Here is a 14,140-nt window from a genome sequence, read left to right on the forward strand (position 1 = left end):
ATTATTTCCTGACAATGACGATGAACGGTTGGTGCAATTTTGATAGCCCGATGTAAGTATTTATTGACGTGATTTCTTTTTTATCTAAGCCGGCGGCAAAATGTCGTTCGATCCAACAGTTAGAAAACAAATATGGGAACAGAGTGTGTACGAATAAAACAATAAAAAATATCATAAAACAATAAATATTTATTGAAAAACAATAAATATTGGGTTAAAATCAATTTGAAAATAATATAGTGAGGTGCCTTTATTATGAAACAACATTCAGTTTTTCTTTTAAAAATAGCTGTTTGTCTTTTTGGAGCTCCAGTTCTTGCATTGTGTATCATTGGACTGCCGTGGTTAGCAAATAATCCTGTGAATCCGGAGTATGCCCATATATTGTATCCCATAGTAATTGGCATCTATGGATCCGTCATACCATTTTACATTGCATTGTATCAGGCTTTGAGAATTTTAAACTCTATTGACAATAACCATGCTTTTTCCGAGTTATCTGTAAGAGCTTTAAAGATTATAAAAAAATGTGCCATGACATTCAGCGGCATGTTTGTGTTCATGATTCCGTTTATTTATTTCTTAGCAGATAAAGACGATGCCCCAGGACTTATTATAGTCGGAATGGTTCCTATCTTTGTATCACTGGTTATCGCAGTTTTTGCTGCTGCTCTTCAAAGACTAATAAAAGAAGCAATTGTTATAAAATCAGAAAATGATTTAACGGTCTGAGACGAACGTATGGCTATGATCATTAATTTTAGTGTAATGATGACCTTGATGAAGGGACCCTCAGCTGGGAGACAATTTTGCCGACAAAAAATTTGAAAACACTTAAGGATAATAAGGTTAAAGATTATGGATGCACTAAAGCAGCTTATTCGTTTTGCTTGGGAACAGACTCAAGCGTGTATAGTTCCTGTTGTCATCTTTGCTTCTCTGGCTTTAACACAAATTGTACCTTTCACTTTTTTGCCACGTTACGATTGTTTGCTTGTCATTTTCATCCTGATGCAGTGGTGGATGGTACATTCCGGGATGGAAACAAAGGATGAATTAAAGGTGATCACGTTGTTTCACCTTCTCGGCCTAGCACTTGAAATTTTCAAGGTGCACATGGGCTCCTGGGCTTATCCGGAGAAAGGGTATTTTAAACTACTCGGTGTGCCTTTGTATAGCGGATTCATGTACGCAAGTGTAGCAAGCTATCTTTGTCAATCGTGGAGAAGACTAAAGGTTGAACTGATTAAATGGCCACCGTTTCTGATTGTTGTCACTCTTGCCCTTGCAATTTATTTGAATTTCTTCACTCATCATTATTGGATTGACATTCGTTGGTGGCTAACCGGTCTTGTCATGATCGTTTTTTGGCGATCGTGGGTCACATACGAAGTTAATGGCATTCGTTATCGTATGCCGCTCACACTTTCCTTTGTACTTATTGGATTTTTTATATGGATCGCTGAAAATATTGCAACGCTTTTTGGTGCTTGGAAATACCCCAATCAAACGGGTTCCTGGAGACTCGTTCACATTGGAAAAGTGAGTTCTTGGATACTGTTAGTGATTGTAAGCTTTCTTATAGTGGCAACGCTAAAGCAGGTTAAGGAAAGAAAAGAGGCTGACGAGGTTAGGAGCACGCGAAGAGAAATGAATAACAATACCTTTTGAAAGGATGGATACCATTAATGAAAACTTCTTTTATCGATAATAAGCAATCAGAAGACCGGATCAGTTCTTTAGAGGATAATAAGCTCAACCATATCGCGATAATTATGGATGGAAATGGACGTTGGGCTCAGAAACGGGGTATGCCCAGAGTTGCCGGTCATAAAGAAGGATTGACAACCGTTGTTAAGATCGTCAAGTCGGCAGTCCAATGCAAGGTGAAGTATTTGACACTTTATACATTTTCAACGGAAAACTGGAAACGGCCGAAATCGGAGATTGATTTTATAATGAAACTTCCAATGGAGTTTCTTAATCGTTATCTACCGGAACTTATGGCTAATAATGTACGGATTGAAACAATTGGCGATGTGGCATATCTTCCCATCTATACGCGAAAAGCGCTGCAGTACGCGACTAAGCGTACGCGCAACAATGATGGCCTTCAGTTGAACTTCGCACTGAACTATGGAAGCAGGCACGAGATTTTGAGAGCGATGAAAGACATGTACTCGGATATAAATCATGCGAAATTGTCGCTCGACGATGTGGATGAACAACGGTTTTCACAGTATCTGAATACGGCCGGTATGCCGGAGCCTGATCTCATGATACGTACCGGTGGGGAAAAACGCTTGAGTAACTTCCTGCTCTGGCAGCTCGCCTACACGGAATTTTGGTTTACCGATGTGCTGTGGCCGGATTTTTCAGAGGAGGAATTTATGCAAGCACTTGATGCATACCAGCAGCGAAAGAGAAGGTTTGGCGGAATTTAGGCTGTGCGATTTGTGCAACGAGCACAAGAATCCTGATTAATCTACTCATATGAACAATAAAAAATCATTCCCTCGATAACATGAGAGAATGATTTTTCTAATTATCTTTTTTGGCAGGACCAAGTGACATCAAGCAGTAAAGTTCAGAATGTCCAAAATTTCTTCTTTTTTCTCGATGAATGCTTGACTGTCTCTACGTCGCGGACGCGGCAAATTTACATTAACGATTTTTTTCAGAATGGCTGGTCGCGGCGTCATTGTGAAGACACGATCCGCTAAGTATACAGCTTCTTCAACATCATGCGTGACCATGACCATCGTGATGTCTGTACGTTCCCGAATTTTCAAAAGCTCATCATGCATTTTTATCCGGGTAAACGCATCGAGCGCGCCAAAAGGTTCGTCAAACAATAAGACCTTCGGATAATTGATCAGCGTTCGTGCTAAAGCAACACGTTGCTGCATACCGCCGGAGAGTTCATAGGGATAATTCTTTTCAAATCCCTTTAAGCCGACCAAATCAATGAATTGCTGGATCAAATCGCGTTTTTCACGGTATTCGCCCGCTAGTTTTGGTCCTAAGCCGACATTTTGTTCGATCGTCAGCCATGGATATAGGGTAGGGTCTTGGAAAACTAATCCACGCTCTCGGCTGGGACGTTCAACAAGATCGCCATCAACCAAGATCTTACCTTGACTAGGATGTTCCAGCCCTGCCAATAGCCTTAACAGCGTTGATTTGCCGCAACCGGAAGGCCCGATTAGTGCGATAAACTCACCAGGCTGAACCTCTGCATTAACATGATGCAACGCTTCAACCGGTGAACCGGTCTCTGTACGCGGCGGGAAGACTTTACGAAGATTGTTGAATGTGATTTGTCCTGTAGCTACCATTTAATAATCCCCTTTTGCCATCTTAAAACATAGTCGCGTATTTTAAAGAGAATCGCAATCATCAGTGAGAAGCTGACTGCAATAACAACCAAACCGGCATAAACATTGGCATAAGACATGATTTCACGCTGCCAGTTAATATACCAGCCGATGCCGTAGCGAACCCCGATCATCTCGGCGGACATTAGGGTTAGGAATGCTCCGCATGTTCCGTTGAAGATGCCTACGAATATGTTTGGCAGAGCACCAGGTACGGCAACATGAAAAATCTTTTGAAAATCCGTCGCACCAAGCGTATCGGCAACCTCGAAAAACGTTTTTTTGACGTTTACAATACCGGATTGCGTTAATACAGTGATCGGGAACCATGAAGCTAAAGCAATCAAGAAGACGGCTGCTTGAAAGCTGGTCGCAAAAGCCGACAGAGCAATCGGTATAAACGCAGTGGATGGTATCGGCCCTATTGATTTTACGAGTGGTTCCAGCCAATAATTCCACGATGAGTACCAGCCAATTAATATACCGGTAGCAAGTCCGGTGATGATGCCAATACCTAATCCGTACGCAAGCAATAAAGCTGAATGAAGCAGGCATTTTAGTAAGAACCCGGCATCGACAATCAGAACATTGATAATCGTTTCAGGAGCGGGAAAGAAAATCGGCTTAATCAAAGCGAATTTTAGCGTGACTAAATTATATAATCCTAGTGCTAGAAATGCTGCGCCAATAAAGTAGCTTTTAAAAACAAACTTCTCAAGTCCGCCGAAAAAAATATAATAGGTTGCGAGTATTGTCGTGATGATGAGCGCTATGATTAATAGCCAGGTATACCATGGCAGTGATTTGGTTATCAAAATATCACTCTTAGGAATTGCGAGCTGAGCAACAAGACTGATTGCAATCGCGATACTTGCAAAGTAAGCCCGACCAATTTGGCGATCTTTTATCCGGGTAATTTTTTTGATATAAACCGAGTCCTTTTCCAAAAAAATTCCCTCTTTTCTTTGATATTTATGTCATTTTACCCCTTTGAATTTTAGGAAGGAGTGATCAGTAAGTGCCTGAGTATCAACATCATTTGAGATGACACCGATATCCTGCAGACTGTCGGCTGTTTGTTTGAACGCTTTTTTCGCATCTGTAAAAGATGGTTCCCATTTGTAGGTTTCCAAAGCGGACAAGTTTGTTTTTTCATCGCCGGCAATATATTTCTTATCTGTTTGAATATGAACGGATTCATCTTGGTGATTTGCAATCCATTCTGCAGCTTCTTGCAATGCAAGAGTGAATTTGCGTGCGATTTCCGGATGTTCTTTAGCTAGTTTATTAGAAACATAGGCTACGCAGCAATATTCTTTATTAAATGGTGCTGTGGTTGCGGAACTAGCTAGTGATGTAAAGCCATAGTTCTTAATAGCGATTTGTGTATCCGGATCGCCTACAGCAATCGCGTCTACTTGCCCTTTACTAAGGACGATTGGCAAGCTGGCCGAATCATATTGAATAAATTGTACGTCTGAGTTTTTGGTCGATACATTTAATCCGTTGTAAGAAAGGACGCGTTTTGCAAACGTTGCCGGACTGCCGGCTACCGTACCCACACCAATTTTCTTGCCTTTAAGATCTTTGATCGACTTAATTTTAGAATTCTTACCTACTAAGATCTGGAGACAACCTGTATGCAAACCGGTTGTAATCTTTAGCTCTGCACCGTTCGTCAGTGGTTGCACAACGCTGGCAAGGAGCGAATTCGTCGCGTCAACTTTTCCGGCTGTTAGGGCTTCAGTACCTGACAAGTCTCCGATTTTGACATTCTTATATTTGACGCCGTATTTCTTGAAAATCCCTTTCTCAATCGCAATTTGCTGTGGTGCTTCGCATAAGCCTGATGAGTCTGCGAGTTTTAATACATAATTGTCATCTTTTGCAGTAGCTGAACTTTTGTTCTTGTTCACTGTAATTTGGTTAATGGAAACCACAGTTGCAAGTACCACAATAATAACCACAGCAACTGAAAGAATCCATTTGACTAAGCGGCTTGCTTTTCTTTTTTTCGCCATGTTGATTGCTTCCCCCTCTAAGTAGAGCAAATTCAATTTACTTAAATCAAACCCTCAAATGTTTAGGTAAAGATTAGTTTTTATTAATTTAACTAAACAGCCCTATTTACTTGGTATTAAACTTAAAAAAAAACAACTCGTAAATGCACACCAATCAAGTTCAGTGTCTGCAAAATTCGTATTCTTGTGCAAAACCTCTTTTCTTTGATTAAGGGATTAACCAGATACGCAGTATTGCGGCCGCAATAAATCGCATGAAGAAGGTGCTGACAAGACCTATTGATCTGCTGCGATTCTCACTGCGAAACCGTTCATTGCCGATCATTAACGTCTTAATGATTAGCAGCTGATGAACGGCTTACTTTGTTGATGGTAAATTTAAACCATTCGATTATCCTTGTCAACCCCCAAAAAAATTTTGTTTGATTCCTATCCTGGTGAAGATTTAAAGTACAAAAACGGGATTATTTTATTGAGAAATGTCCCTACACCTATAATCGCAAGGCTCCGTTCAGCTTCTCTGACAAGCAAAGAACGTTTTTGATTTTGCCCCGCCGGTAAGTGCCCAATCTGAAAAATAGACGGAAAAATTCCGCTTATTTAGAAAATGATCGAAAAAATAGCTGAAATAGACGGAGAAATTCCCCTTATCCGAATCGATAAACGTGAAAATGAAGGGTTTTGCTTTGAATAAGCGGAAAAATTACCCTTATTTACCGGCGAAACATGTTCAGGGTGCATATAAGCGGAAAATCTCCGCTTATTTTACTCGTTACTTAATTAAGGACCAGAATGCGTTATGAAATTGAAATGTTTGTTCAAGCAAGGGGTTGATGATTAAAAACCACATTTGGAGCAAAGGAACTTTTGCTAACTGTAAAGGAGCTTTCGAAAAAGGAACTTTCGCTAAATACGCATACGTCCTGTATGCAACGCGAAAGCCATCACATCGTGTGAAAGTACGTCCTTTATGCAACGCGAAAGTCACTGCATCCTGTGGTAGTAAGAACCGGGAATTTTTTGCCCGTTTTTTCTTAAGCAGAAGATGAGAAGCAGATCTATGCGATTGGTCAAGAAGTCATACGTGTGAACATCTGCCGGTTTGAGTTCTTGCACCAAACATTCAGAAAAGCATTGACATAATAAATTTAAACTATTATATTACCTAGTAAACACATACGAATTATTTCAGCGGTGACGCGTGCATCAGTTTTGTCACCTAAACGTTCTTTTCAAAATTAAATAGTAAACTTCTTATCAAGAGTGGCGGAGGGACTGGCCCAATGAAACCCGACAACCAGCACACAGTGTATGGTGTTAATTCCAGCAGTTTAAACTGAGAGATAAGAGAACCGACGCATCATGTTTTCTTATCTATTCTCATAAGAAAGCATTTTTTTATTGCCTTTTTTAGCTTAGTTGCCGCAAATGACGCGCTGGGCAAAAGTCTCGGACTAAAGCTTATAGGAGGTTGATCATTGATGAGTATAGCGAAAATCAATTTTGTTCAATTAATTCAATCGCTTATGTGGGAGCCGATTTATCTGCCCTGGGAGTGCGAAGCATTCAGCAATGCAGCCGTACCTGTGGCGCATACTAAGAACACATTTAAAAACATTCAGTTTTCAAAGACAAAGGCAATGAACTGCGAGGAGGATAAATACAGTGAAACTAGATTCATTGATCGTAAAAGGGATTGATGCGAAAGACAATCCTAATCATGCAGTGGTACCGCCGATTTTTCTAGCAACAACTTATGTTCAAGAGGATCTGCATGGTTTTCAGTCCTTTGCCTATGCACGAGGCGGGAATCCGACACGAAATAATCTCGAAACCTTGTTTTCCAAAATTGAACAGGCAGGTTATTCCTATGCGTTTGCCTCAGGAATGGCGGCGGTGTCCGCCGTTTTCAGCTTGTTTCAGTCCGGTGATAAAATTCTCCTGAACAACAATGTGTACGGAGGAACCTATCGCTATGCCAGCAATCTTTTTAGGGATCGAGGCATTGCTTATGAATTGGTGCACGATTTTAATGAACTGAGGGCAGAGGATTTAGATGATGATGTGGCGGCACTCTATATTGAGACGCCGTCGAATCCGCTGCTGCGTGTTGCCGATATTCAGCGGCTAGCAACGATCGCGCATGAGAAAGGCAAGTTGCTGATTGTTGATAATACATTTTTAACTGCCTATTATCAAAATCCACTCGCTCTTGGCGCAGATCTCGTTCTTTATTCCGCAACGAAATATCTGAGCGGTCACGCTGATGTCATTGCCGGTCTTGTGGCAACGAATCAAGAGGATATTGCGCAAAAGCTTAAATTTCTGCAGAATACACTCGGTGGAATCCTGAGTCCGACCGATTCCTATGCACTGATTCGAGGAATCAAGACATTGAGTGTGCGTTTGGATCGCCAAGAGGCGAATACGGATAAGATTATCGATTTTTTCAGCACTCATCCCGGCATTGAACGCCTGTACTATCCCGGATCGTACTCGCAGGAGGAAAAAGAAATTCAGCAGCGTCAGGCATCGGGTCATGGGTCCGTTCTTTCCATTCGGCTTGCATCGAATTATGATCAGGATCAATTTGTGGCGGCACTTTCATTGTTTGATCTTGCTGTCAGTCTTGGCGGGGTTGAAAGCCTGATTTGTCAGCCGGCAACAATGACGCATGAATCCTTTGATGAAAAACTTCAGGAGAAAATCGGCATCACAAAAGGTCTGCTTCGCTTAGCAATCGGCATTGAAAATGCAGATGATCTGCTGGAGGATCTGGCGCGCGCACTGGAAAAAGCAAAAAGATAACTTGGAGTTGAAAAGATATGGAGATTCGCAAGATGGTTCCTGAGGATTATGAAGGCGCTTATGATCTATGGACACGGGTGCCCGGCATGAATCTAGCATCCTTAGATAACAGCTACGCCGGAATTGCCCGGATCATTCGCAAGAATCCGGAAACCTGTTTCGTCGCTGCCGATAACGAGCGGGTCATCGGAACGATACTCGGCGGAACCGATGGACGCAAGGGATTCATCTACCATACGGCAGTTGATCCGGACCAGCAGGGAAAAGGAATCGGTACACGTTTAATTGACCGAGTCTGTACGAGTTTTAAAAAAGAACAGATTACGAAGATTGGTTTGTTCGTGGTGCTTGATAATGAGGAAGGCAAGCAGTTTTGGAGAAAAAAGGGTTGGAATTTTAGGCAAGACATCGTGTATCTCGATCGGGATTTGTGAGGTAAGCGAAGATGGGAAATCGATACGATTATCAGAGCATCGAGCAATGGGTGAAAAGTATATACAAGGCGTACGGTTTTTCAGAAGAGAGCAGTTCAATCATTGCCGAATCCATTGTGACCACTGATCTGTTCGGTATTGAATCACATGGTGTGCAGCGTTTGGCGATGTACGACCGAAAGATCGCTGCCGGTGATATTAAAGTTGGCGCAATTCCTAAAGTTATTTGGGAAACGCCGGTGAGTGCTGTAGTGGATGGACATAAGGGGATGGGGCAGCTCGTGGCGGGAAAAGCGATGAGCCTTGCGATTGAAAAAGCAGAACAGAGCGGCATTGGTATCGTCTCGGTTCGCAATTCGAATCATTATGGAATGGCCGGCTATTACGCCAAAATGGCGAGCGACAAAGGAATGCTGGGAATTTCCGCAACGAATTCCAATCCTTTTTTGATCCCTACTCATGCGGTGCAGCCGTTTCTCGGTAGTAATCCGCTTGCTTTTTCAATGCCTGCCGAGCCTCACGACTTCCTCTTTGATGCGGCAACAACAGTCGTATCACTCGGGAAGATCGAAGTGTATGCCAAACAGGGAAAGACGATTCCCGGAGCTTGGGCGGTTGACGAACACAATGAGGTGAACAGAGACGCAACAAAGCTGCGCGAAAATCTGTCGAAGCATCCAAAAATAGGAGGGATGCTTCCTGTGGGAGGACGCGGAGAAGAAAATGGCGGATACAAAGGATTTGGCCATTCTTTAATTGTAGAAATTTTAACGTCGATTCTGTCGCAAGGACATCTTTCTGCTGATCTGGGCAGTGGCAAGGTAAAGGGAATCAGTCACTTTTTTACCGCAATTGATCTTCGTTTGTTTGGTGATCCCGGCGATATTTCAGAAGCATTATCTGCTATGCTTAAACGAATTCGGAATCTTCCAACTGAACCTGGGAAGAAGATGTACATACATGGCGACAAAGAAGCTGCTGCGTTTGAAGACCGCCTGAAAAACGGGATTCCAATTGATCCTGAAACATTGAAAGAAATGGCGGAAGTCTCGGAACGATTGCATATACCCTATCAGTCATATCTTTAACGTGTACATGGAAATTTTTTGAATGAGAAATGGGGACTAGAGATGACGGAGAAATCGGAGAAACGATTTGATACTTTGAAAATACATGCGGGGTACGATCCGAAACAACATAATTATGCATCACAAGTACCGATCTATCAGACGGTTGCCTTTGGCTTTGGCGATCCGGAGCGTGCAGAACGGCTGGTCAACCTTAAAGAAAAAGGCTTCAGCTATACGCGAATCGGTAATCCGACGACTGCTGTTCTTGAACAAAGAATCGCTGATCTGGACGGTGCCGCAGAAGCGGTGGCGGTCGGATCCGGTATGGCGGCCGTTTCCTATACATTGTTAAATCTAGCCGAAGGCGGTGGTCGAATTATCGCCGCAGCAAATATTTATGGATCAAGCTTTGATGAATTTCGAACCCTGTTTCCTAAATTCGGGATTGTTTTTGACTTCCTCGATGATATTAATGACCTAGAATGTGTTGAAGCAGTGATCAAAGAGGATACGAAAGCAATTTTTGCAGAAAGCGTCACGAATCCGGATACAACGGTGACGAACGTAGAGGCACTGGCAAAACTGGCTCATCGACATGGTATTCCACTGGTTATTGACAATACGTTTCCGACCCCGTATCTCTTTAACCCAATCCGATATGGTGCGGACATCGTCGTCTATTCATCGACAAAAGGAATCAGCGGACACGGAGAAGTTGTTTCAGGATTAATTGTTGACGCTGGAACCTTTGATTATGGGAACGGCAAGTTTAAACAATTTGAGGAAAAAGAATTTGTTCTGGGGAATGAAGACGAGCATGTGGAGCGGAGCTTTATTGAGGCGTTTGGTTCGAACGCATTTGCAGCACGGATCAGGGTTAAGTACCTTCGCTTGCTCGGTGCTGTATTGAGCCCTTTTGAAGCTTATTTAGTTCTCTTAGGTATTGAAACATTGTCCGAACGGCTAGCTAAGCAAGTGAACAGTGCGAAGAAGATTGCCCGGTACCTTGCAGACAATCCCCATGTTAAAGCAGTACACTATTCTGGATTGGCAGAGCATCCGCAGCACGAATTGGTGAACCGATACTTTCCACATGGAGTTGGGGCAATTTTTGCGTTTGAGATTGAAGGAACCGAAGCACAGGCAAAAAAGGTTCTGAGTTCTGTGAAAATTTTCAGCTATTTGCCAAATGTGGGAGATGCGCGTTCATTAATTGTTAATCCCGGCCGAACCACGCATCGCGAAATTCCTTCATTAAATCGTGAAAAAACCGGGCTGAGCAACACGCTGATTCGCCTCTCGATCGGACTGGAAGATGCGGATGACCTGATTGACGATCTGGATCAGGCGATCCACAAAGCATATGAATAAGAATGGGGTGGGGAAAATGGATTTAGGAAAAATCGTCAGAGGCGGTCCAAGTCAGTATCTGTGTACAGAGGATGCCATCAGCCAACTGGATGAACTTGTTTCTCCTTTTTCGTCTGTTCATATTGTTACGGGTGAACAATCATTTTCAGCTTTTCAGAAGGTCTATAAAAAAGAAGTCAAGTGGCCGGTTCATCGCTATGACGGAACATCCAGTCATGAAGATATGGACCGTTTGACGAGTGAGATCGGAAAAGCAGACCTGATCATCGGGATCGGCGGCGGACGTGTATTAGATACGGCTAAGGGTGTCAATCATCGGCTTCGTTCTCAATACATCTGTATCCCAACGGTTCTTGGCACTTGTTCTGCGTACACGCCGCTTGCCATCATCTATAATCAGCAGCACGAGCATATCGGCCGCGATCATTTTCAAGAATCCGCTTATGCGGTACTGGTCGATTTGTCTCTGCTGATTGAATCTCCGAAAGACTACTACATTGCCGGTATAGGGGATACGTTAGCGAAATGGTATGAGGCGGAAGCGATACCGAAAGATGTGAGCCAGCAGATCGATCCCTTTGTATCACTGGGACTCACTGCGGCCCTGCAAACGAAAAAACTGCTGCTCCGGTATTCGGAGGAAGCAGTGGTAAGCCTGGAACACCATCAGCTCAGCCCTGCTTTCCGTATTGTATCGGATGTGATTGTCGGTCTTTCCGGAACAGTTGGCAGCTTTGCTCGAGATTATGGCCGTGCATCCGGCGCTCATGCAGTCCATAATGCAATGAGCAAGATTCCGGAGACGAGCCGTTATCAACATGGGGTAAAGGTTGCGTACGGTTTACTTGTACTACTCGCGACCTTGGGGCAGGATGCTGAAGTTCGGAAATTGCTGCCTTTTTACAAACGAGTGGGTCTGAGTTATTCGCTGAGTCAGTTCAAACTTCAGGATATAGATAAAACTAAAGAAATTCTTGCCAGAGAATGTCAAACGGAGCTTGGCTTCCGTTTTGTCTTCAAAAATTTTGATCAGGCGTTTATCCTGAATGCTTTGAACCGGGTGGAAACGTTGGTGAACGAAAGCGGAAGTGAAGGCCAGGCAACCGGTGAATTCGACTACAAGGCAGATGAATCGAAAGTATGAGCAGATTTGCAAATGATGGTAAGACCTTTCAATCCATATTCGAAGAGCTGCACCAGAACCCGGAGCTGTCGTTGCATGAATATGAGACAACAAAAAGAATTAAAAACTGGCTGCAGGGTCAATCAGTTACGTTGCGAGAGACCAGCCTGCCGACCGGCGTCTTTGCCGAAATTTCAGGTGATCTGAACGGTCCTGCTGTTGGGCTTCGCGCGGATATTGATGCCTTGCCGATTCATGAACAAACTGACTTACCCTATCAATCACAAAATGAAGGTGTGATGCACGCCTGCGGTCATGATTTTCATACGACCGCTTTGCTCTGGGCCGCTGCTTTACTGAAACAAAATCAGTTGGATCTTCCCGGCACCGTTCGTTTGATTTTTCAACCTGCAGAAGAAACCGGACACGGTGGACTCAAGGTGGTCAAAGACGGTCAGCTCAAAGGACTGGATGCGGTCGTTGGTATTCACAACAAACCAGATTTGCCGGTGGGAACCATTGGAATCAAGGCAGGACCTTTAATGGCGGCTTGCGACAAATTTAAAATTACGTTTAATGGAATCGGCGGTCATGCGGCGATTCCCGAGCGGACCCGAGATCCGATTGTAGCGGCTTCATCGTTCGTTCAAACAGCGCAAACGATCGTCAGCCGAAACATTTCGCCAAAGCATGAAGCGGTCGTGAGCATTACCAGTATTCACGGCGGTGACGTGTGGAATGTGCTGCCTGGAAAGGTCGAACTGCTCGGAACAGTACGCACTTTTTACGATCAGGATCGTGATTTGATCATTGATCGCTTTGCCGCAATCGCCGACGGACTTCAACAGGCGTTCAACGTACAGATTGCTGTGGAATGGGGCCAAGGGACGCCATCCGTATTTAATGAAGAAAAAATAGCTCGAATTATTCGAGAAGCAAATGAAAATGAAGTGCGGGTGGTGACACCTGAAGTTTCGGTGGCCGGGGATGATTTTTCCTGCTTCCAACGCGAGGTACCCGGCGTATTCGCATTTGTAGGATCGAACGGACCCGAAGATTGGCATCATCCTGCGTACCGGGTGACCCTAAAGGGATCCGCGTTGCCGCAGAATTCTATTATCGCTCTGCGGTTGCCGTTTTGAAAGCATTAAAGAACGCAAACGTATGATAGAGTCATCGTATTTATGATCAGAATTCGTTAGCGGATCTTTTAAATAGTGAGTACAGGAATAAATAATCGACCATACTATACCTAATATAAATTATTGAAAAATGCTTATCCAGAGAGGCGGAGGGACTGGCCCTGCGAAACCTCAGCAACCGGCTGATTGCGGTACGGTGCTAATTCCTAAAGCAGAATCAATGCTTGGAGATAAGTTGAGAGCAGCATAAAGAAAGCCTGATTTCTCTTCTTATCACTGTGGGAAGAGAACAATTGGGCTTTTTATCTTTTTATAGGGAGATGCGGCAAATGAGCAGTGCACTGAGAAAGATGGTGGAAGACAGACGCGAACAATTAATTGAACAGCTGATTGCACATCGAGTTTATAAGAAAGACGGAAGGCATCTCTTTGAATTATCTCTGTCTGAACTGGAACATGAATACAAGCAGGTACAGGCAAGCAGTTCATCGATGCATAATCGAGATTTGGCGTAAGCGCCGCTTTTTAGTGACAGAGCTTGGTGTTGCGGAGGCGATCGTACAGAAATTTGCACTGTATCATACGAAAGCAGCAGCTGTACTTGATAATAGCCAGATCAAAGGCAAGTTCAAGAAGTTTATTTCCGAGAGCAACAGCGGCAATATATTCAGAGTCTATAAGAATGTTAATAAAAGAACATTGGATTTTGAATAATTATCATTGAGAATGGGGAATTGTTGAAATATACTGGAATCGGACATATACCACTGATAAGGACAAAGAGGAACGAGGGG

At 43.4% G+C, this 14,140-nt stretch carries 15 protein-coding genes and 2 riboswitches; of the genes, 12 read left to right on the top strand and 3 right to left on the bottom strand.

The genetic code is table 11. The features are described from left to right. Nucleotides 1-255 precede the first annotated feature (255 nt). From NOM01_RS12975 to NOM01_RS12985, 3 genes are all read left to right on the top strand, one after another. Nucleotides 256-732, top strand: coding sequence for a DUF2975 domain-containing protein (locus tag NOM01_RS12975; RefSeq protein ID WP_255748923.1), 477 nt, complete (start codon nt 256-258; stop codon nt 730-732). A gap of 126 nt (nt 733-858) precedes the next feature. After that, the gene (locus NOM01_RS12980) at nt 859-1,671 is read left to right on the top strand and encodes a DUF817 domain-containing protein (RefSeq protein ID WP_255748925.1); all 813 of its coding nucleotides are present in this window, start codon (nt 859-861) and stop codon (nt 1,669-1,671) included. Nucleotides 1,672-1,688: 17 nt separating this feature from the next. Continuing rightward, nucleotides 1,689-2,444: an undecaprenyl pyrophosphate synthase gene (locus NOM01_RS12985; protein ID WP_255748926.1), complete on the top strand. Its 756-nt coding sequence runs from the start codon at nt 1,689-1,691 to the stop codon at nt 2,442-2,444. 129 nt (nt 2,445-2,573) lie between these two features. Here NOM01_RS12985 and NOM01_RS12990 read toward each other — a convergent pair whose 3' ends face one another. Genes NOM01_RS12990 through NOM01_RS13000 form a run of 3 tightly spaced genes read right to left on the bottom strand, consistent with a single transcriptional unit; the run spans nt 2,574 to nt 5,398 of the window. Further along, the gene (locus NOM01_RS12990) at nt 2,574-3,338 is read right to left on the bottom strand and encodes an ABC transporter ATP-binding protein (RefSeq protein WP_255748927.1); all 765 of its coding nucleotides are present in this window, start codon (nt 3,336-3,338) and stop codon (nt 2,574-2,576) included. Further along, nucleotides 3,332-4,324, bottom strand: coding sequence for an ABC transporter permease (locus tag NOM01_RS12995; RefSeq protein ID WP_255748929.1), 993 nt, complete (start codon nt 4,322-4,324; stop codon nt 3,332-3,334). Before NOM01_RS12995 ends, NOM01_RS12990 begins: the two co-directional genes overlap by 7 nt. A gap of 30 nt (nt 4,325-4,354) precedes the next feature. Next, complete coding sequence (locus NOM01_RS13000) at nt 4,355-5,398, bottom strand: ABC transporter substrate-binding protein (RefSeq protein WP_255748930.1); 1,044 nt, start codon at nt 5,396-5,398, stop codon at nt 4,355-4,357. 1,251 nt (nt 5,399-6,649) lie between these two features. Then, a riboswitch (SAM riboswitch) is annotated at nt 6,650-6,748 on the top strand. A 131-nt stretch (nt 6,749-6,879) separates the two neighbouring features. Here NOM01_RS13000 and NOM01_RS13005 point away from each other — a divergent pair. The 9 genes from NOM01_RS13005 to NOM01_RS13045 all read left to right on the top strand — a co-directional run bounded on the left by NOM01_RS13005 (nt 6,880) and on the right by NOM01_RS13045 (nt 14,060). After that, on the top strand, nt 6,880-7,098 hold the full coding sequence (locus NOM01_RS13005) for a hypothetical protein (protein ID WP_255748931.1): 219 nt from the start codon (nt 6,880-6,882) through the stop codon (nt 7,096-7,098). Then, the gene (locus NOM01_RS13010; RefSeq protein WP_255748932.1) at nt 7,064-8,206 is read left to right on the top strand and encodes a trans-sulfuration enzyme family protein; all 1,143 of its coding nucleotides are present in this window, start codon (nt 7,064-7,066) and stop codon (nt 8,204-8,206) included. The genes NOM01_RS13005 and NOM01_RS13010 overlap by 35 nt, the downstream gene beginning before the upstream one ends. Before the next feature lie 17 nt (nt 8,207-8,223). Further along, the gene (locus NOM01_RS13015; RefSeq protein WP_255748933.1) at nt 8,224-8,640 is read left to right on the top strand and encodes a GNAT family N-acetyltransferase; all 417 of its coding nucleotides are present in this window, start codon (nt 8,224-8,226) and stop codon (nt 8,638-8,640) included. Between the two features lie 11 nt (nt 8,641-8,651). Further along, the gene (locus NOM01_RS13020; protein WP_255748934.1) at nt 8,652-9,728 is read left to right on the top strand and encodes an Ldh family oxidoreductase; all 1,077 of its coding nucleotides are present in this window, start codon (nt 8,652-8,654) and stop codon (nt 9,726-9,728) included. Nucleotides 9,729-9,770: 42 nt separating this feature from the next. Continuing rightward, the gene (locus NOM01_RS13025) at nt 9,771-11,081 is read left to right on the top strand and encodes an O-acetylhomoserine aminocarboxypropyltransferase/cysteine synthase family protein (RefSeq protein WP_255748935.1); all 1,311 of its coding nucleotides are present in this window, start codon (nt 9,771-9,773) and stop codon (nt 11,079-11,081) included. 16 nt (nt 11,082-11,097) lie between these two features. Continuing rightward, entirely contained in the window at nt 11,098-12,225 is a 1,128-nt protein-coding gene (locus tag NOM01_RS13030) for an iron-containing alcohol dehydrogenase family protein (RefSeq protein ID WP_255748936.1), read from the top strand. After that, nucleotides 12,222-13,346 carry an amidohydrolase gene (locus tag NOM01_RS13035; RefSeq protein ID WP_255748937.1) on the top strand — a complete coding sequence of 375 codons (1,125 nt, stop codon included), beginning with the start codon at nt 12,222-12,224 and terminating at the stop codon, nt 13,344-13,346. The genes NOM01_RS13030 and NOM01_RS13035 overlap by 4 nt, the downstream gene beginning before the upstream one ends. 131 nt (nt 13,347-13,477) lie before the next feature. Further along, a riboswitch (SAM riboswitch) is annotated at nt 13,478-13,583 on the top strand. A gap of 92 nt (nt 13,584-13,675) precedes the next feature. Then, complete coding sequence (locus tag NOM01_RS13040; RefSeq protein WP_255748938.1) at nt 13,676-13,861, top strand: Fur-regulated basic protein FbpA; 186 nt, start codon at nt 13,676-13,678, stop codon at nt 13,859-13,861. Continuing rightward, a complete protein-coding gene (locus NOM01_RS13045) occupies nt 13,803-14,060 on the top strand; it encodes a DUF4180 domain-containing protein (RefSeq protein WP_255748939.1) in 258 nt (85 codons plus the stop codon). The genes NOM01_RS13040 and NOM01_RS13045 overlap by 59 nt, the downstream gene beginning before the upstream one ends. Nucleotides 14,061-14,140: the final 80 nt, after the last annotated feature.

This window comes from Sporolactobacillus sp. STSJ-5 (assembly GCF_024385605.1).
In the GTDB taxonomy this organism is placed as follows: Bacteria; Bacillota; Bacilli; order Bacillales; family Sporolactobacillaceae; genus Sporolactobacillus.